Origin of the sequence: Pectobacterium betavasculorum, from assembly GCF_000749845.1 — a bacterium.
In the GTDB taxonomy this organism is placed as follows: Bacteria; Pseudomonadota; Gammaproteobacteria; order Enterobacterales; family Enterobacteriaceae; genus Pectobacterium; species Pectobacterium betavasculorum.
On the sequence record NZ_JQHM01000017.1, the window covers coordinates 44,983 to 62,248 of the forward strand.

At 52.2% G+C, this 17,266-nt stretch carries 14 protein-coding genes and 1 riboswitch; of the genes, 8 read left to right on the forward strand and 6 right to left on the reverse strand.

The window, feature by feature from the left end; all coding sequences use genetic code 11:
- Positions 1–122: 122 nt before the first annotated feature.
- The 4 genes from KP22_RS19140 to metJ form a co-directional block, all read right to left on the reverse strand.
- Positions 123–1,133, reverse strand: a complete 1,011-nt coding sequence (locus tag KP22_RS19140; RefSeq protein WP_039307772.1) for a FecCD family ABC transporter permease — start codon at positions 1,131–1,133, stop codon at positions 123–125.
- Positions 1,130–2,092 carry an ABC transporter substrate-binding protein gene (locus KP22_RS19145; RefSeq protein WP_039325809.1) on the reverse strand — a complete coding sequence of 321 codons (963 nt, stop codon included), beginning with the start codon at positions 2,090–2,092 and terminating at the stop codon, positions 1,130–1,132. Before KP22_RS19145 ends, KP22_RS19140 begins: the two co-directional genes overlap by 4 nt.
- Before the next feature lie 9 nt (positions 2,093–2,101).
- Positions 2,102–2,899 (reverse strand): ABC transporter ATP-binding protein, encoded by a 798-nt coding sequence (locus KP22_RS19150; protein WP_039325811.1) that lies wholly within the window; start codon positions 2,897–2,899, stop codon positions 2,102–2,104.
- A gap of 207 nt (positions 2,900–3,106) precedes the next feature.
- Entirely contained in the window at positions 3,107–3,424 is a 318-nt protein-coding gene (gene metJ / locus KP22_RS19155) for a met regulon transcriptional regulator MetJ (RefSeq protein WP_005973355.1), read from the reverse strand.
- A 186-nt stretch (positions 3,425–3,610) separates the two neighbouring features.
- On the opposite strand from metJ, the gene metB reads away from it, so the two are divergent.
- The 4 genes from metB (at position 3,611) to oxyR (ending at position 10,059) form a co-directional block, all read left to right on the forward strand.
- Positions 3,611–4,771 (forward strand): cystathionine gamma-synthase, encoded by a 1,161-nt coding sequence (metB, locus tag KP22_RS19160; RefSeq protein WP_039325813.1) that lies wholly within the window; start codon positions 3,611–3,613, stop codon positions 4,769–4,771.
- Positions 4,772–4,773: 2 nt separating this feature from the next.
- A complete protein-coding gene (locus KP22_RS19165; RefSeq protein WP_039325814.1) occupies positions 4,774–7,209 on the forward strand; it encodes a bifunctional aspartate kinase/homoserine dehydrogenase II in 2,436 nt (811 codons plus the stop codon).
- 443 nt (positions 7,210–7,652) lie between these two features.
- Positions 7,653–8,549, forward strand: a complete 897-nt coding sequence (metF, locus tag KP22_RS19170; RefSeq protein WP_039307757.1) for a methylenetetrahydrofolate reductase — start codon at positions 7,653–7,655, stop codon at positions 8,547–8,549.
- A 601-nt stretch (positions 8,550–9,150) separates the two neighbouring features.
- The gene (oxyR, locus tag KP22_RS19175) at positions 9,151–10,059 is read left to right on the forward strand and encodes a DNA-binding transcriptional regulator OxyR (RefSeq protein ID WP_039307755.1); all 909 of its coding nucleotides are present in this window, start codon (positions 9,151–9,153) and stop codon (positions 10,057–10,059) included.
- Here oxyR and sthA read toward each other — a convergent pair.
- Complete coding sequence (gene sthA, locus KP22_RS19180) at positions 10,051–11,457, reverse strand: Si-specific NAD(P)(+) transhydrogenase (RefSeq protein WP_039307752.1); 1,407 nt, start codon at positions 11,455–11,457, stop codon at positions 10,051–10,053. The two genes, oxyR and sthA, sit on opposite strands and share 9 nt — an antisense overlap.
- 211 nt (positions 11,458–11,668) lie before the next feature.
- On the opposite strand from sthA, the gene fabR reads away from it, so the two are divergent.
- Together fabR and KP22_RS19190 are read left to right on the forward strand one after the other, a co-directional pair.
- Positions 11,669–12,298, forward strand: coding sequence for an HTH-type transcriptional repressor FabR (gene fabR, locus KP22_RS19185; RefSeq protein ID WP_039307749.1), 630 nt, complete (start codon positions 11,669–11,671; stop codon positions 12,296–12,298).
- Between the two features lie 31 nt (positions 12,299–12,329).
- A complete protein-coding gene (locus tag KP22_RS19190) occupies positions 12,330–12,716 on the forward strand; it encodes a YijD family membrane protein (RefSeq protein ID WP_011095711.1) in 387 nt (128 codons plus the stop codon).
- 38 nt (positions 12,717–12,754) lie between these two features.
- Here KP22_RS19190 and trmA read toward each other — a convergent pair whose 3' ends face one another.
- On the reverse strand, positions 12,755–13,858 hold the full coding sequence (gene trmA / locus KP22_RS19195) for a tRNA (uridine(54)-C5)-methyltransferase TrmA (protein WP_039307746.1): 1,104 nt from the start codon (positions 13,856–13,858) through the stop codon (positions 12,755–12,757).
- A 133-nt stretch (positions 13,859–13,991) separates the two neighbouring features.
- Positions 13,992–14,335, forward strand: a riboswitch (cobalamin riboswitch).
- 66 nt (positions 14,336–14,401) lie between these two features.
- On the opposite strand from trmA, the gene btuB reads away from it, so the two are divergent.
- Both btuB and murI read left to right on the forward strand, forming a co-directional pair.
- Entirely contained in the window at positions 14,402–16,300 is a 1,899-nt protein-coding gene (gene btuB, locus KP22_RS19200) for a TonB-dependent vitamin B12 receptor BtuB (RefSeq protein ID WP_039325816.1), read from the forward strand.
- Positions 16,245–17,102 (forward strand): glutamate racemase, encoded by an 858-nt coding sequence (gene murI, locus KP22_RS19205; RefSeq protein WP_039307740.1) that lies wholly within the window; start codon positions 16,245–16,247, stop codon positions 17,100–17,102. The genes btuB and murI overlap by 56 nt, the downstream gene beginning before the upstream one ends.
- The last annotated feature ends 164 nt before the right edge of the window (positions 17,103–17,266 follow it).

A 17,266-nucleotide genomic window follows, 5' to 3' on the forward strand; every position in this document is an offset into this window, starting at 1 on the left:
ATCGGCCTTGATTTCTGCTATTAACGTCCTGCTATCCATCCCTGCCCCCCGTTGCCCTTTAATACGATGAAGATAACCCCAATAACCCCAGTTGGCAATATTTTGGAGTTATTGGAGTTATTTCATCCCTGCTGACGTTTTACCAGCATCCCCAGAACGAAGATGCCACCTAATCCTGCCGTAATAATCCCGATAGGTAATTCCTGCGGCGCGAGTAGCTGCCGGCTGAGCCAATCGCCACCGCACAGCAGTATCGCCCCGAGCACCGCTGTCAGCGGCAGAAGCCTCTTGTGCAATACGCCGCTCAATGGGCGGGCCAGATGGGGAATCATCAGTCCGATAAAGCCGATTACACCAGTCAGCGCGACCAGCAGCGACGTGGCGAACGCGCAGCAGATGAAAATTTCCACCCGTACGCGAGCCAGATTAATTCCCATTGAAGCCGCAGTTTGCCCGCCCGCCAACAGCGCGTCGAGCGCACGCCAGCGCAGGGCGGTGAGGCTAAATAGCAGCAGGACGCTGAACACCGCGAAAGGCAAGGTATCCCAACGGGCAAGGCCCAGCCCACCGAGTGACCAAAAAAGAATCGAGCTAGCAGCGCGTTGATCGCCGGAAAACACCAGATAATTCGTCAGTGCGCCGAACAGAAAAGAGATCGCCAGTCCGCAGATGATCAGACGTTCTGCGCCGCGCGCCTGTTGCAGCAGAAACAGCACGGTTACGGCGACGGCCGATAATATTCCGCCACAGAAGGCTGCTACTGGCAGTGCCCAGTCACCGAGCTGCTCACCAAAACGAGTGATGACGGCGACGGCACCCGCTGAGGCTCCGGCAGACAGGCCGAACAGAAAAGGGTCAGCCAGATCGTTGCGAGTCGCTGTTTGCAGAAAGGCACCGACCATCGCTAAACCCGCGCCACACAACGCTGCCAGCAGGCTGCGAGGAATGCGCAGTTCCAGAATGATGCGTGAGGTCATCGGCGAGACGTCTGCTGACGATAACCCCAATACGCTGGCGACCTGCGTAAGGGGAATCGTCGTGCTGCCTGTCGCAATATTTAACAGCATCAGCCCAACCAATATCAGCAGCGCGATAACAAAGGTCGCAGCATAATGTGAAGACGTTGGGCTCACTTAAAGGCATCCGGGTAAAGGGCACGCGCCAGTTTATCAATGGCTTTTATGTTGGCGGGCCCCGGCGTTAGCTCCGCATATTGCAGCTTCAGATAACGCTGCTGCTGTACGGCTGGGGTGAATTTCATCAGCGGGTGTGATTCCAAAAAGCGTCTGAGCGTCTCTGCGTCGTTACCTGTCTGGTAATCCAGCAAAATGATAACGTCGGGTTCGCGTGCCGCCACGCTTTCCCACGATGTCGAGGCCCAGCTCGTCTCCATATCGTCCATCACGTTCTTGCCGCCCGCTGCCTCGATGATAGCGGTCGGCATGGCGAATTTCCCGCTGGTAAAAGGCTTGTCATCGCCAGAGTCATACAGGAAAATCTTCTGTTTTGGCTGATTGCCGATACGGGTTTGCAGGGCGGCAAGGTGCTGCTTCCAGCCATCGATCTGTTCCTGAGCCTGTTCCTGCTTACCGAAGATTTTCCCCAGTTTCAGCATATCGCCGTAGAGCAGATCCATGCTGGCTTTCGGACGCGGCTGTTGCTGTTCGGTGAAAACACAGCTTTCGCCAAGAACGAGGGTCTGAATACCGTATTTTTTCAGCGATTCTGGCGTGACTTCTCCGCCGACTTTCATGCCGTAGTTCCACCCAGCAAAGAAGAAATCCGGATGTACGGCCAGCAGGTTTTCTGAGGTCGGGTATTTTGCTGCCAGTTCAGGGATCGTGCCCTGCTGCTGGATAAAATCTGGCGTTGCTTTATACCAGCCGGTGATTCCGGTTAGCCCGACGATATTTTTTTGTAAGCCCAGTGCAAACGCCATTTCTGTCATATTCAGGTCATGAATAACGGCTCGCTGCGGCGGCTGAGTGAAGGTTAGCGGTTGCCCACAGCTGTCGACCGTGACCGGAAAACCCGAGGCGTGTGCCCAGCACGACGTCAATGCTAGCAGTCCAGACAGAAGCGTTATTTTCATCAGGGTTCCTTAGTGCAGTTCAGGGGCTTCAAAGATGCGAATGGGCGAGCCGTTTATCGGATGTGGCACCGTAAAACTCTCCATTCCAAATACGGATTTCACACAGTCGGCGCTCAGCGCGTGTGCAGGTGTTCCCCAGCGGAGTAGCGTTCCCTGTTGCAACACAGCGACACGGTCGGCAAAGGGGGTGATGAGTGGCAGATCGTGCAGCACCGCCAGCGTTGAAATACCGCGTTTTCGCACGAGAGACAGTAACTGCGTGCGTGCTAGCGGATCGAGATGGTTGGTCGGCTCATCCAGCAGCAGGAGTTGCGGCGTTTGTGCAAAAGCACGCGCCAGAGCGGCGCGCTGCCGCTCCCCGCCGGAGAGGGTGCCCAGCAGGCGATGGCGCAGCGGTAATAATCCGGTATCGTCCAGTGCTTCTTCAATGAGTTGGCGATCGTGCGCAGGTGTGCTGCATCCGTGGTGCGGGATCCGTCCTAAGGCGACATATTCCGCGACCCTCAGGCGCAGGTCTGGCGCATCGCTTTGCGCCAGAATCGCGATACGCTTTGCTCGCTCATGGCGGCTGAGTGCGTTCAGAGGTTGGCCGTTCAAATGGACACACCCTGCCGTTGCGCTAAGTTCGCTGGTCAGCACGCGTAACAGCGTGGATTTACCGCTGCCATTGGGCCCAACCAGTGCCAGGCGTTCACCTGCGTGCATGGAAAGCGAAATATCACTGATCCTTGGAGCCCGATTGGTGTCGGCAACGGAAACATGGTGAAGTTGTAGCAGCACGGGACTGTTGGAGAGAGGCTCTGTCATGACGCAGCATATCACCGTTATAGATTAAAAAATGGTATGTTATAACATAACAAATTAAATGCAATCCTGATTTATAACGTGAGCGGAAAAGGAAAGGAGCGGAAGAAGATAGGGTGGTTGGTGTCAATAAGGGGTGATGTGTCTCTGCATAGTAAAACCCCGCGAAGAAAGGCGGGGTTAGCTAGAAAATAGACAGCGCAAGCGCGATCAGTATTCCCACGTATCCGGGTCGATACCCATTTCACGCATGATGATTTTCGCTGCTTCAGGAATTTCATCGCTGCGCTCTTTACGCAGGTCTTCATCATTCGGTAACGGTTGACCTGTGAACGCATGCAGAAACGCTTCGCACAGCAGCTCGCTGTTGGTGGCGTGGCGCAGGTTGTTCACCTGACGACGTGTGCGTTCGTCAGTCAGTATCTTCAATACTTTCAGCGGGATAGATACTGTTATCTTCTTGACCTGTTCGCTTTTTTTACCGTGTTCAGCGTAAGGGCTGACATACTCGCCGTTCCACTCAGCCATGGGATACCTTAAAAATTAATCTAATGAAGACAACATCTGTCATGAAATGCCACAATTCTAGCGGTTATTATGCTTATGCTCAATCTATACGCAAAGAAGTTTAGATGTCTAGATGTGTTGACGTCTATTAAAACTGCGTTTACTCTTAAGTTCCTATCTTTCAGCCTCCAGCCAGGAAAAGAGCCGATGACGCGTAAACAGGCAACGATCGCAGTCCGCAGCGGGTTAAATGATGATGAACAGTATGGCTGCGTCGTCCCCCCTATTCACCTTTCCAGCACGTATAACTTTACCGGATTCAACCAGCCACGCGCACACGACTATTCGCGTCGCGGTAACCCTACGCGTGATGTGGTACAGCGTGCGCTTGCCGAACTGGAAGGCGGTGCGGGTGCGGTAATGACGAGCAGTGGGATGTCGGCGATTATGCTGGTTTGCACGGTGTTTCTGCGTCCCGGCGATCTGCTGGTGGCTCCGCATGACTGCTACGGTGGCAGTTATCGTTTGTTTGACAGCCTGAGCAAGCGCGGCGCGTTTCGCGTCAAATTTGTCGATCAAGGTGATACTCAGGCGCTCAACGCGGCGTTGGCAGAAAAGCCTAAGCTCGTGCTGGTGGAAAGCCCGAGCAATCCGCTGCTGCGCGTCGTCGATATTGCTGCGATTTGTCAGGCTGCGCGGGAAGCGGGCGCGGTCAGCGTGGTGGATAACACTTTCCTGAGCCCGGCGTTACAGAAGCCGCTGGAGCTGGGAGCCGACCTGGTGGTGCATTCATGCACTAAGTACCTGAATGGTCACTCCGACGTGGTGGCGGGCGCGGTGATCGCCAAGGATGTCGATACCATCACCGAATTAGCCTGGTGGGCAAACAATATTGGTGTGACGGGCGCGGCGTTTGACAGCTATCTGCTGCTACGTGGCCTGCGTACTTTATCGCCGCGTATGGCAGCCGCGCAGCGTAATGCGCAACAAGTGGTTGAATTCTTACAGACGCAGCCGTTGGTGAAGGCGTTATATCATCCTTCACTGCCGAACAATCCCGGTCATGATATTGCCCGTCGTCAACAATCTGGTTTTGGCGCTATGCTAAGTTTTGAGCTGGATGGAGATGAAGACACCGTGCGGCGTTTTCTGGCCTCGCTGGAGCTGTTCACGCTGGCGGAATCGCTGGGCGGGGTTGAGAGCCTCATCTCTCATGCCGCAACGATGACGCATGCGGGTATGGCACCAGAAGCGCGCGCCGCAGCGGGTATCTCTGAAACATTACTGCGTATTTCCACCGGCATTGAAGACGGCGATGATCTGGTTGCCGATCTGGATCGTGCGTTTCAAGCCGCAGCCAAGAGGTAAGAATGAGTGCATCAGGAGTAGCGCCATCGGTAACGAGCCGACAGCTGCATAAATTTGGCGGTAGCAGTCTGGCTGATGTGAAGTGTTACCTGCGCGTAGCCGGTATTATGGCGGAGTATAGCCACCCCGGTGATTTGATGGTGGTGTCTGCCGCGGGCAGTACCACGAACCAGCTGATTAGCTGGTTGAAACTGAGCCAGAGCGATCGTCTGTCGGCGCATCAGGTTCAGCAGGCATTACGCCGCTACCACAGTGAACTGATTGCCGGGCTTCTGCCTGCGCAGGATGCAGAGGCGCTGACAGCCCAGTTTATTCGCGATCTGGAGCGTTTGGCTGCGCTGCTGGATGGTAAGATTACGGATGCTGTCTACGCCGAAGTGGTTGGGCACGGTGAGATCTGGTCGGCTCGTTTGATGTCCGCCTTACTGAATCATCGGGATATGAATGCAGCCTGGCTGGATGCGCGTGATTTTCTCTGTGCGGAACGTGCCGCGCAACCGCAGGTTGACGAAGGGCGTTCCTGGCCGCTGTTGCAGCAATATCTGACGCAACATGCAGGTCAGCGTTTAGTGGTAACGGGTTTTATCTGCCGCAATGATGCAGGTGAAACGGTGCTGCTGGGGCGCAACGGAAGTGACTATTCCGCGACGCAAATTGGTGCGCTGGCGGGTGTTGAGCGTGTGACCATCTGGAGTGATGTTGCCGGCGTTTATAGCGCCGATCCGCGCAAAGTGAAAGATGCCTGCCTGCTGCCACTGTTAAGGTTGGATGAAGCTAGCGAGCTGGCACGTCTGGCAGCTCCGGTGCTGCATACGCGTACTTTGCAGCCCGTTTCCGGCAGCGATATCGATTTGCAACTGCGTTGCAGTTATCAGCCTGAGCAGGGTTCGACGCGCATCGAACGCGTACTGGCCTCGGGTACAGGTGCCAAAATTGTCACCAGTCATGATGATGTGTGCCTGATTGAAATTCAGGTTCCTTCCGAACATGATTTCGCGTTGTTACAAAAAGAAGTCGAACAACTTCTGAACCGTGCGCAGCTGAAACCGCTGGCGATTGGCGTTCACCAAGATCGTAATCTGTTGCAACTGTGCTACACCTCCGAAGTAGTGGATAGTGCATTGCAGTTGCTGACACAGGCCGAGTTGCCCGTTGAACTCAGCGAGCGTGAGGGGTTGGCGCTGGTCGCGATGGTCGGTGCGGGTGTGGGTAAAAACCCGCTACACAGCCACCGTTTCTATCAGCAGTTGAAAGATCAGCCGATTGAATTTATCCGCCAGGCCGATGATGGCATCAGTCTGGTGGCCGTTTTGCGTGTTGGCCCGACGGAACATTTGATTCGTGGTTTGCACCATTCCCTGTTCCGCGCGGAAAAGCGTATCGGTCTGGTGTTGTTCGGTAAAGGAAATATTGGTTCACGCTGGCTGGAGTTGTTTGCGCGTGAGCAGAGCAACCTTTCTGCACGTACTGGTTTCGAATTTGTACTGGCTGGCGTCGTAGACAGTACGCGTAGCCTGTTTAACTATGACGGGCTGGATACCAGTCGCGCGTTGGCTTTCTTCGAAAGTGAAGCGCAAGAGCGGGATGGCGAAGATCTGTTCCTATGGATGCGTGCGCACCCCTTTGATGATTTGGTGGTGTTGGATGTTACCGCCAGTGAATCGGTCGCCGATCTGTATCTGGACTTCGCTAGCTACGGCTTCCATGTCATCAGCGCTAATAAACTGGCGGGTGCCTCCGGCGGCAATAACTATCGCCAGATCCGCGATGCGTTCGCTAAAACGGATCGCTACTGGCTGTATAACGCCACCGTGGGCGCGGGTTTGCCGGTCAATTTTGCCGTACGCGATTTACGAGAAAGCGGCGACAGTATTCTGTCGATTAGCGGGATTTTTTCCGGCACGCTCTCCTGGCTGTTTTTGCAGTTCGACGGTACTGTGCCGTTCACCGAACTGGTTGATCAGGCTTGCCAGCAGGGGCTGACCGAACCGGATCCGCGCGTTGACCTCTCCGGTCAGGATGTCATGCGTAAGCTGGTGATCCTGGCCCGCGAGGCAGGTTATGACATCGAACCTAGCCAGGTTCGGGTTGAGTCGCTAGTTCCGCCGGGCTGTGAGCAGGGGTCTGTCGATTTCTTCTTTGAAAACGGCGATTCGCTGAACGAGCAGATGCTGCAACGCTTGGAGGCCGCACAGGAAATGGGCTTGGTTCTGCGTCATGTCGCGCGGTTTGACAGCAACGGCAAGGCTCGCGTTGGCATCGAGGCGGTTCGCCCCGATCATCCGCTGGCTTCGCTGCTGCCGGGTGACAATGTGTTTGCGATTGAAAGCCGCTGGTATCGGGATAACCCGCTGGTTATCCGTGGGCCGGGGGCTGGGCGTGATGTGACGGCAGGGGCGCTTCAATCTGACTTAAGCCGCTTGGCGCAGTTACTGTAGAACCTGCTGTAACCGCGGCATCACTGTGGCCGTCTCTTAGTCATATTTTTATACAGACCAAGAGACGGTTTCGTGCGTCACAATTCCGCCATTTTCATGTTATCCCATAGCACGCGCCCGACACTGTCAGCTCAAACGCCGCTCACCCCGTGACTCCAGGCTTTCGCCGCGTCTGTACGGCTCATCCTGAGCCTGCTATCTCCTCAGCATAATTTTTTACGCCAGATGATGGTAAAACCCACAATACCTCTGGGTTTGCGTATAAAAGTCACCATTCCTGATCCATCATGAACTTTTTTCATTTACCGTGAGTAATCATCACCTCCTCTCGTGCTGAAAAGCGTTGACTCTTTGAGCTGATTACGTCATTTTCTATATAGACGTCTAAACGTATAGACGTGTAGCTAATGATAATAACAGTCACGGTCAACGGGGTAGCAGGTATGAGCTTTTTTCACGCAAACCAGCGGGAAGCGCTGAATCAAAGTCTGGCGGAATTGCAGGGACGAATTAATGTGTCATTCGAATTTTTCCCGCCACGTACCAGCGAGATGGAAGAAACCCTGTGGAACTCGATTGATCGACTGAGCAGCCTGAAGCCCAAGTTTGTTTCCGTAACCTACGGGGCGAATTCTGGCGAGCGTGACCGTACTCACAGTATTATCAAAACGATTAAAGAACGTACCGGTCTTGAAGCTGCACCCCACCTGACCTGTATTGATGCCTCGCGTGAACAACTGCGTGAAATCGCGCAGGATTACTGGCAGAGCGGTATCCGCCATATTGTCGCGCTGCGCGGCGACCTGCCTTCAGACGGTGGTAAACCGGAAATGTATGCTGCGGATCTGGTTTCTCTGCTAAAAGAGGTTGGTGACTTCGATATTTCGGTTGCCGCCTACCCTGAAGTGCATCCTGAAGCTAAAAGCGCGCAGGCTGACCTGATCAACCTGAAACACAAGATTGATGCTGGCGCGAATCGCGCGATCACACAGTTCTTTTTCGACGTAGAAAGTTATCTGCGGTTCCGTGACCGCTGCGTGGCTACGGGCATCGACGTAGAAATCGTGCCGGGCATTCTGCCGGTATCGAACTTCAAGCAGTTGCAAAAATTTGCCACGATGACCAATGTCCGCGTGCCGAACTGGATGACAAGCGTGTTTGACGGTCTGGATAACGACCCGGAAACTCGCAAAATGGTCGGTGCGTCTATCGCGATGGACATGGTGAAAATCCTGAGCCGCGAAGGGGTAAAAGATTTCCACTTCTATACGTTGAACCGTGCTGAGCTGAGCTATGCCATCTGCCACACGTTGGGTGTCCGCCCTGACGTGGCACGCTGAGGCGACGCGCAAGATTTCAGGAAGAAAAAGGGTTGTCACGCAGTTGCGGTAGAATCAGGTATTGGAATACCCGTCACTACGGCTTGTGGGAATCTTGAAAGGGAGGAGTCTCAAGGATGAGATTCCTATTTGTCAGGTTCTGCTGACAGCCATTGATCTGAACCACGTTTATCTCTCGAGTTCATTTTTATCACCCATCATTTTTATTTCTAATAACAGTATGATGACCTCCCGCAGACGTTACTAGCCATACTCTCTGAATATTCGAATTCTATTTTTCTACCCAGCTATTCCCGTATTGTTAATGGTTTTGCCTGCTGGTCAGATTTCCTGATGTGGATCGCAAAGGTATCGTTGGCCGACGCACACAAAATGCTGTCGATGCCAAATCGCTTGAAGACATCAGTCCGCTTGTTATAGCGTGGCTGAAGTTGGTAGGTATGCCCTGGTGGTACCGAAACCGTAAAATATTGTTTTATTCTTGTAGAAGTAAATAGATACGCTTCGGTGGGATATATTATTCATTTTGGATGTTGATAGGGATTATCGTTCGTTGATATCCTATTTATCGCTGCTAGCTATCATATTAAGGAGAATAATAATGAATATTCGGGACTTAGAGTATCTTGTCGCGCTGGCGGAGCATCGCCACTTTCGACGTGCGGCGGATTCCTGCCATGTAAGTCAGCCAACACTCAGTGGACAGATTCGTAAGCTGGAAGATGAGCTAGGCGTGATGCTGCTTGAACGAACCAGTCGCAAGGTATTGTTTACGCAAGCTGGGCTGCTGCTGGTCGAGCAGGCGCGAACGGTATTACGTGAGGTCAAGGTACTCAAAGAGATGGCTAGCCAGCAGGGTGAAACCATGTCCGGGCCGCTGCATATTGGCCTGATCCCCACGGTCGGGCCTTATCTGCTGCCGCAAATCATTCCGATGCTGCACCGCACATTTCCTAAGCTCGAAATGTATCTGCACGAAGCGCAAACACATCAACTACTGGCTCAGTTGGACAGCGGTAAACTGGACTGCGCCATTCTGGCGATGGTGAAAGAGTCTGAGGCTTTTATCGAAGTGCCGCTGTTTGACGAGCCGATGAAACTGGCGATTTATCAGGATCACCCTTGGGCGAACCGCGAACGTGTGGCAATGTCCGATCTGGCGGGTGAAAAGTTGCTGATGCTAGAAGACGGCCACTGTCTGCGCGATCAGGCGATGGGGTTCTGCTTTCAGGCCGGGGCGGATGAAGATACACATTTCCGGGCGACCAGCCTGGAGACTCTGCGCAACATGGTCGCCGCGGGAAGCGGTATTACGTTGCTGCCGTCGTTATCGGTTCCGCGTGAGCGTGAGCGCGATGGCGTCTGCTATTTAACGTGCTATAAACCGGAGCCTAAGCGCACCATCGCGCTGGTGTATCGCCCTGGTTCACCGCTGCGCGGACGCTATGAGCAGCTTGCTGATACCATCCGCGAGCATATGCAGGGCTATATGGAAAACCTGTCAAAATAAGCGATTAAGTCCGTTCAACGCCGCCACGCGGTAAGCTTCTGCCATGGTTGGATAGTTGAAGGTGGTATTAACGAAGTATTCGATAGTATTACCTTCACCTTTCTGTTCCATGATGGCCTGCCCGATGTGGATAATCTCGGCAGCGCGCTCACCAAAGCAGTGAATACCCAGAATTTGTTTCGTTTCGCGGTGAAACAGAATCTTCAAACTCCCCACATTCATCCCAACAATCTGCGCCCGTGCCAGATGTTTGAACTGTGCCCGACCCACTTCATAAGGCACTTTCATCGCGGTGAGCTCTTGCTCGGTTTTCCCTACGGAGCTGATTTCTGGGATGGTATAAATGCCGGTCGGAATATCTTCGATCAGATGCGCGCTGGCGTCACCTTTAATGATCGCCTGTGCGGCGAGCCGCCCCTGATCGTACGCCGCTGATGCCAGACTGGGATAACCGATGACATCACCGATGGCATAAATATGAGCCAATGCGGTCTGGTACATACTGTTGACCTTGAGCTGGCCGCGGCTGTCAGTGCTCAGGCCGATATTTTCCAGCCCCAGCGTCTCCGTGTTTCCCGTACGTCCGTTGGCATAGAGCAGGCAGTCTGCCTTCATCTTTTTGCCTGATTTCAGATTGACGATGACGCCGTCAGACAGCCCTTCAATACTTTCAAACTCTTCGTTGTGACGGATAACCACGCCGTTATTCCAGAAATGATAGGACAGGGCATCCGACATTTCCTGATCGAGAAAGGCCAGCAGCCTATCGCGGGTATTGATTAAATCGACCTTAACGCTCAGGCCGCGAAAGATGGAAGCGTATTCGCAGCCGATAACGCCTGCACCATAGATGATGACATGTTGAGGTTCGTGGTCGAGTTGCAGAATAGAGTCGCTGTCGTAAATGCGCGGATGGTTGAAGTCGACTTCTGCCGGATGATACGGACGTGAGCCGGTCGCGATAATGATATTCGCGGCGGTTAGCGTTTCATGGGTATTATCTGGATAGTGAACGGCAATCGTATGGGCGTCAATGAAGCTGGCTTCACCGGAGAACAACTCACACTGATTACGCTCATAAAATCCTTGTCGCATACGGGTTTGCTGACCGATGACGCTGTCGGCATGGCGCAGAATATCGGAAAAGGATGAGTGAATAATACGGGAGTTGTCACTGTAGAGAGGGTTTTGATTGAACTCGATAATACGGCTGACGGCGTGGCGGAGGGCTTTGGAAGGAATCGTCCCCCAGTGGGTACAACCGCCGCCGACATTGTAGTGACGTTCAATCACCGCAATTTTGGCACCGTGCTTGGCCAATCCCATCGCTGCACCTTCACCGCCGGGACCGGAACCAATAACGATGGCATCATAATCGAATTGATGTTCTAGAGTCATGGTAGGTTAAACCTGTTTTTATACAAATTAATAACTCGAATGTAACATTATGCGATTGTAGCATTGACTGTGGCAGAACCCAATCATCCCTGCCTTTACTATGGAAACAGATTCTCACATTCTTAATATGGCAAACTTTGTCTCATTCTGCGGACACTAAAGTTTGCTATAGTGCTCCTCTGGAAAGGGGAGAGATCATTTGGGCAGCATAATGGGTGTCAGAGCACAACAAAAAGAACGGACTCGTCGTTCCCTTATCGAAGCTGCATTTAGCCAGTTAAGCGCTGAGCGCAGTTTTGCCAGCTTGAGCCTGCGTGAAGTCGCCCGCGAAGCGGGTATTGCGCCGACATCTTTCTATCGCCACTTCCGTGACGTGGATGAGTTGGGGCTGACAATGGTTGACGAAAGCGGGCTGATGCTGCGTCAGTTAATGCGACAGGCCCGGCAGCGTATCGCCAAAACGGGTAGCGTGATCAGGACATCGGTTTCTACCTTCATGGAGTTTATCGGTAATAATCCGAATGCGTTCCGGTTATTACTACGTGAACGTTCAGGAACGTCGGCGGCTTTCCGTGCGGCCGTCGCACGGGAAATTCAGCATTTTATCGCTGAACTGGCGGATTATCTTGAGGTGGAAAACCACATTCCCCGCAGCTTCGCAGAAGCGCAGTCAGAAGCGATGGTCACCATTGTTTTCAGTGCGGGAGCGGAAGCCTTGGATGTGTCGCTGGAACAGCGTAAACAACTGGAAGAACGGCTGGTACTGCAACTGCGGATGATCGCCAAAGGTGCCTATTACTGGTACAGAAAAGAACACGACAGTAGCTTTACCGTGTCATAAATCCTCTACACCAACATGAGAAGGAGAAACCATGACAGAAAAACCTCACCAAGAAAAAGGTACGCTGGTTTTGGCGCTGATTGCAGGGTTATCCGTCAACGGTGCGTTCGCCGCCTTGTTCAGCAGTATTGTTCCGTTCTCGATTTTCCCTTTGATTGCGCTGGTATTGTCCATCTATTGTCTGCATCAACGTTATTTGCACCACAGTATGCCGGAAGGCATTCCGATGCTGGCGGCGGCCAGTTTCCTGCTGGGCTTATTGATTTACAGCGCCATCGTGCGCGTTGAATATCCCGCCATCGGATCGAACTTTATTCCTTCAATCCTGTGCGTGGCATTGGTTTTCTGGATTGGTCTGAGACTGCGCCGCAGAAAAGCGACGGAGTCGGTATCAACAGAAGAGAGCGAAACACTGTAGTGGGTGTTCTGGCGGGATGACCCGCCAGTTTGTGTGCGTTACTGGCGTCTTTCCAACAGCACGCCACACTCCATATGATGGGTGTAAGGGAATTGATCGAACAGCGCCAGACGGCGAATGTCGTGGGTTTCCGATAGCGTTTGCAGGTTATTACTCAACGTTTCCGGGTTGCAGGAAATATAAAGAATGCGCGGATACGCCTGCACCAGTTTCACCGTTTCGTCATCCAGTCCACTGCGCGGCGGGTCAACAAAAATGGTCTCGCACTGGTAGCTCGTCAGATCGACACCCTGTAAGCGGTTAAACTGACGCACACCCTGCATAGCTTGCGTAAACTCTTCTGCCGCCATGCGGATAATCTGCACGTTCTCTATCTGATTCGCAGTAATATTATATTGTGCAGCCGCGACGGATGGCTTGGCGATTTCTGTCGCCAGCACGCGCTCGAAGTTTCTTGCCAGCGCCAGTGAAAAATTGCCATTACCGCAATACAGCTCCAGTAAATCCCCTTTCGAACCCGCCGTGGCATCCAACGCCCATTCCAGCATCTGAATATTTACTGCAGCATTCGGCTGCGTGAAGCTGTTTTCCACCTGTCGGTAAATCATATTCCGGCCTGCAACCGGCAGGCATTCATCGACATAATCGCGATCGAGGCAGATTTTGGTTTTCGTCGCTCGACCAATCAACTGTAGGTTGAACCCTTGCGCCGTCAGGCTATCGCGCAGTGCGCGGGCATGTTCCTGCCATTCTTCGTTCAGTGCGCGGTGATACAACAGAGAAACAATCACTTCGCCGCTTAGGGTCGACAGATAATCTATCTGGAATAGCTTACGGCGCAGTACGGGGTCAGGCTGGATTGCTGCAAGCAGCACCGGCATCAGGCGATTAATCAGTTCACTGGCTGCCGGGAATCGATCGACGCGGATGCGTTGTTTGGTCTGCGGGTCAAACATAATGTGGTAAAGCTCGTCACCCTCGTGCCAGATACGGAATTCGGCGCGCATCCGATAGTGACTGACGGGAGAACGGAAGACGACAGGCTCCGGTGCGTTGAAAGGTGCCATCATTCCACGCAGACGCACTGTTTTTTCTGCAAGCTGGTCGTCATAGTCTTCGATGGGCAGGATTTCTGGCGTCATGATTTTCTCGTCTGAACTGCGTCTAAAAGGGTGTTATTGGCCGGGAATTGTAGGGAATCCGGCCAGGAAGTCCAGTTTTGTTACGTTATTATCCTGTAGTGATATAGAAGTCTAGACTTCCACAATTCGCGATTGTAGGATGAGCGTCCGGCCTTGTATTACAAGTCAAAAGGGAATCCAGTGTAAATCTGGAGCTGACGCGCAGCGGTAAGGAATGCCCAGGCGATAGCATTATTGCAGACACTGTTATGTACCCTAAATAATTCGAGTTTCAGGCAGGCGGCAAGAGAAGGAGTCCCGATGAGCTTACTTGAGTAAGTGATTTGGGCGACTGAACGTAGCCAACGTACATGTAACTTGAAGTATGCCGGGTATAGATGGGAAGTCATCGCTTTCGTTGTATCCCCTACCGTTATTGACGGACTGTGGTAACAACGGCATCCAAGCCCGAAGACCTGCCGGAATACGTCGCAATTAGTTCTGCATATCGCGTGCTATTAACAGAACCTGCGGCATCCTTATTATTTCTCGGATGCTTTAACAATGATTAAAAAAATTTCGCTGCTGACGGCGCTTTCCGTCACGGCATTTTCTGGCTGGGCGCAGGAAAACAGTTCATTTCAAAACTCGTCATCTCACAATACATCATCGGAAAAAAATGCCGATGATGTGGTGGTAACAGCAAACCGTTTCGCACAGCCGGTTTCTTCGGTATTGGCAGCAAATAGCATTGTAACGCGAGCTGATATTGATCGCTGGCAGGCGAAGTCACTCAATGATGTGATGCGCCGCTTGCCGGGTGTAGATATTGCTGAGAATGGTGGCCGAGGACAGCTTGGATCAGTATTTATCCGTGGTGGAAGTGCTAGCCATGTGCTGGTGCTGGTTGACGGCGTTCGCCTTGCCTCTGCAGGGGTTTCCGGTAGCGTTGACTTCAGCCAGATACCTTTATCTCTAGTGCAACGCATTGAATATATTCGTGGCCCGCGTTCTGCTGTGTACGGCTCTGATGCTATCAGCGGCGTTATCAATATTATTACTGAGCGTGATCAAGATGGAGGCGTGCTTAATGCTGGCTACGGCTCTCATGCTTATCAGAATTATGATGGTTCAGTTCGTGGTCATGTAAGCGATAACACGATTGTGAGCGTTGCCGGAAGTTATGAAACCACGCACGGATTTAATGTTTATCCGTCCTCACCGATGCCGACTGACAGAGATAATGATGGTTATCGCAGCAAATCTTTTTGGGGGGCACTTGAGCAGCGTTTTACCGAGAATGCCTCGGGGTTTTTCCGCGCTTACGGATACGACAATAATACGGATTATGACGTTGCCTCGGCTTTTCCTGGTAACGATAAGCGCTATTTGAATACCCGAAATTATGACGCAGGGTTGAAATTCAACGACGGGATATATTCAAGCCAGTTAACAGCTAGCTACCAGACTTATGACGATCTCAATTTTAACGACCTCATCGGAAAATACAACGGAACCATTACGCAAATTGAGCAACGTAATCTGCAATGGGGTAATGTCTTCACTGTAGGCAATGGTAGCGTAAGCGTTGGGGCTGATTGGCGTAATGAACGAGCACAACCAGGGGGCGGTGCTGCATATACTCAGGCTCATAGCCGGGATAATACTGGTGTCTATTTGACGACCCAGCAGCAGCTAGGTTCTGTTACGTTAGAGGGCGCTGTACGTGGTGATGATAATCAACAGTATGGCCGACATGGTACGTGGCAAACGGGTGCTGCGTGGGAATTTGTTGACGGCTATCGGCTTGTTGGTTCTTACGGTACGGCATTTAAAGCGCCAACATTCGACAAGATATATGACACAGCATACTCGCAGGGGAATCCTAATTTATCGCCTGAAGAAAGTAAGCAGTGGGAAGTTGGTGTAGAAGGCTTAAGTGGCCCTGTTAACTGGCGGATTTCCGGTTATCGTAATGAGGTGACTGACCTTATTAACTACCGTGCGATTAATTTCTCAACGGGAACCTACGATAATATCGGCAAGGCGATAATGACTGGGGCCGAATTTACTGCAAACTATGATACCGGCTGGCTTTCGCATCAGGTGACGCTCGAATATTTAGATGCTAAGGATAAAACTGCAGATAAAGCTTTGGCCCGTCGTGCCCATAAAAAGGCGAAATATGAGCTTTCAACGACTGTAGATGACGTGAACATATCGCTGACATGGCTTTATCAAGGCGCTCGCCCTGATACTAATTTTGACCCTGTTACCTTCCAGCCTCAACCCGTGAAACTTGGTGGGTATAGCCTGTGGGATCTCGCCGCCTCATATCCAGTCACCTCTCATCTTACCGTTCGTGGTAGAATCGCCAACCTGTTTGATAAAGATTATGAGACGGCATATGGCTACCGCACGGCAGGGCGAGAATACTATCTCACTGGAAGCTATACCTTCTAACCTGCTATCCCGACCTACGATTCTGGTGTTCGATTCCGGAGTAGGCGGGTTGTCTGTTTATGATGAGATCCGGCAACTTCTGCCGGATCTTCACTATATATACGCATTCGATAATGAAGCGTTTCCCTATGGTGAGAAATCACAGCAGTTTATTATCGAGCGAGTAGTTGAGATTGTTAACGCAGTTCAACAACACCATCAGCTCGCATTAGTTGTGATTGCTTGCAATACGGCGAGTACGATTTCCCTTCCTGCTTTACGTGAACGCTTTACTTTCCCTGTCGTGGGCGTCGTCCCCGCGGTTAAACCGGCGGCTAAGCTGACGCGCAACGGCGTTGTGGGCCTACTGGCGACGCGGGCAACCGTTCAACGCCCGTATACACACGAGCTGATTACCCGTTTTGCTACGGATTGCCAGATTTTGTCGCTGGGGTCATCAGAACTGGTTGAATTGGCAGAGGCTAAATTGCAAGGAGAGGTGATCCCAATTTCCGAACTGCAAAAAATCCTGCGTCCTTGGCTACGTCTGCCGGAGCCACCCGATACGGTTGTGCTTGGGTGTACGCATTTCCCGTTGTTAGCTGAAGAGCTGAAAATGGCTTTGCCAGAGGGAACACGTCTTGTTGATTCCGGCGCGGCTATAGCCAAAAGAACGGCATGGCTGGTTGCTAATCTGGATAGCCCTCCACTTTCTAGCGATAGAAACCTGGTTTATTGCCTGACGATTACGCCTAAAGTCGCCACGCTGTGGCCAATATTGCAGCGTTATGGCTTCGATTCGCTGGAAAAACTGCCACTTTAATCGCTTTGTGGGTGAATAGTAGACAAACGATAATTATTTTGCATTTAGCGCTTGTCAGCCGCCGAGAAGTCCCTATAATGCGCCTCCACTGACACGGCAACAGCGACACGCAGTTGCGGTGACAGGAAAAAGATTTACTAAAGGCGGTCAGTAATGACTTGACT

Excerpts from the sequence above, each read along its gene's own strand:
- metB (WP_039325813.1), top strand. The coding sequence starts at position 3,611 with ATGACGCGTAAACAGGCAACGATCGCAGTCCGCAGCGGGTTAAATGAT.
- KP22_RS19150 (WP_039325811.1), bottom strand. The coding sequence starts at position 2,899 with ATGACAGAGCCTCTCTCCAACAGTCCCGTGCTGCTACAACTTCACCAT.
- sthA (WP_039307752.1), bottom strand. The coding sequence starts at position 11,457 with ATGACTCTAGAACATCAATTCGATTATGATGCCATCGTTATTGGTTCC.
- KP22_RS19145 (WP_039325809.1), bottom strand. The coding sequence starts at position 2,092 with ATGAAAATAACGCTTCTGTCTGGACTGCTAGCATTGACGTCGTGCTGG.
- metJ (WP_005973355.1), bottom strand. The coding sequence starts at position 3,424 with ATGGCTGAGTGGAACGGCGAGTATGTCAGCCCTTACGCTGAACACGGT.
- fabR (WP_039307749.1), top strand. The coding sequence starts at position 11,669 with ATGGGTGTCAGAGCACAACAAAAAGAACGGACTCGTCGTTCCCTTATC.
- trmA (WP_039307746.1), bottom strand. The coding sequence starts at position 13,858 with ATGACGCCAGAAATCCTGCCCATCGAAGACTATGACGACCAGCTTGCA.
- murI (WP_039307740.1), top strand. The coding sequence starts at position 16,245 with ATGGCTACCGCACGGCAGGGCGAGAATACTATCTCACTGGAAGCTATA.
- oxyR (WP_039307755.1), top strand. The coding sequence starts at position 9,151 with ATGAATATTCGGGACTTAGAGTATCTTGTCGCGCTGGCGGAGCATCGC.
- btuB (WP_039325816.1), top strand. The coding sequence starts at position 14,402 with ATGATTAAAAAAATTTCGCTGCTGACGGCGCTTTCCGTCACGGCATTT.
- KP22_RS19165 (WP_039325814.1), top strand. The coding sequence starts at position 4,774 with ATGAGTGCATCAGGAGTAGCGCCATCGGTAACGAGCCGACAGCTGCAT.
- KP22_RS19190 (WP_011095711.1), top strand. The coding sequence starts at position 12,330 with ATGACAGAAAAACCTCACCAAGAAAAAGGTACGCTGGTTTTGGCGCTG.
- metF (WP_039307757.1), top strand. The coding sequence starts at position 7,653 with ATGAGCTTTTTTCACGCAAACCAGCGGGAAGCGCTGAATCAAAGTCTG.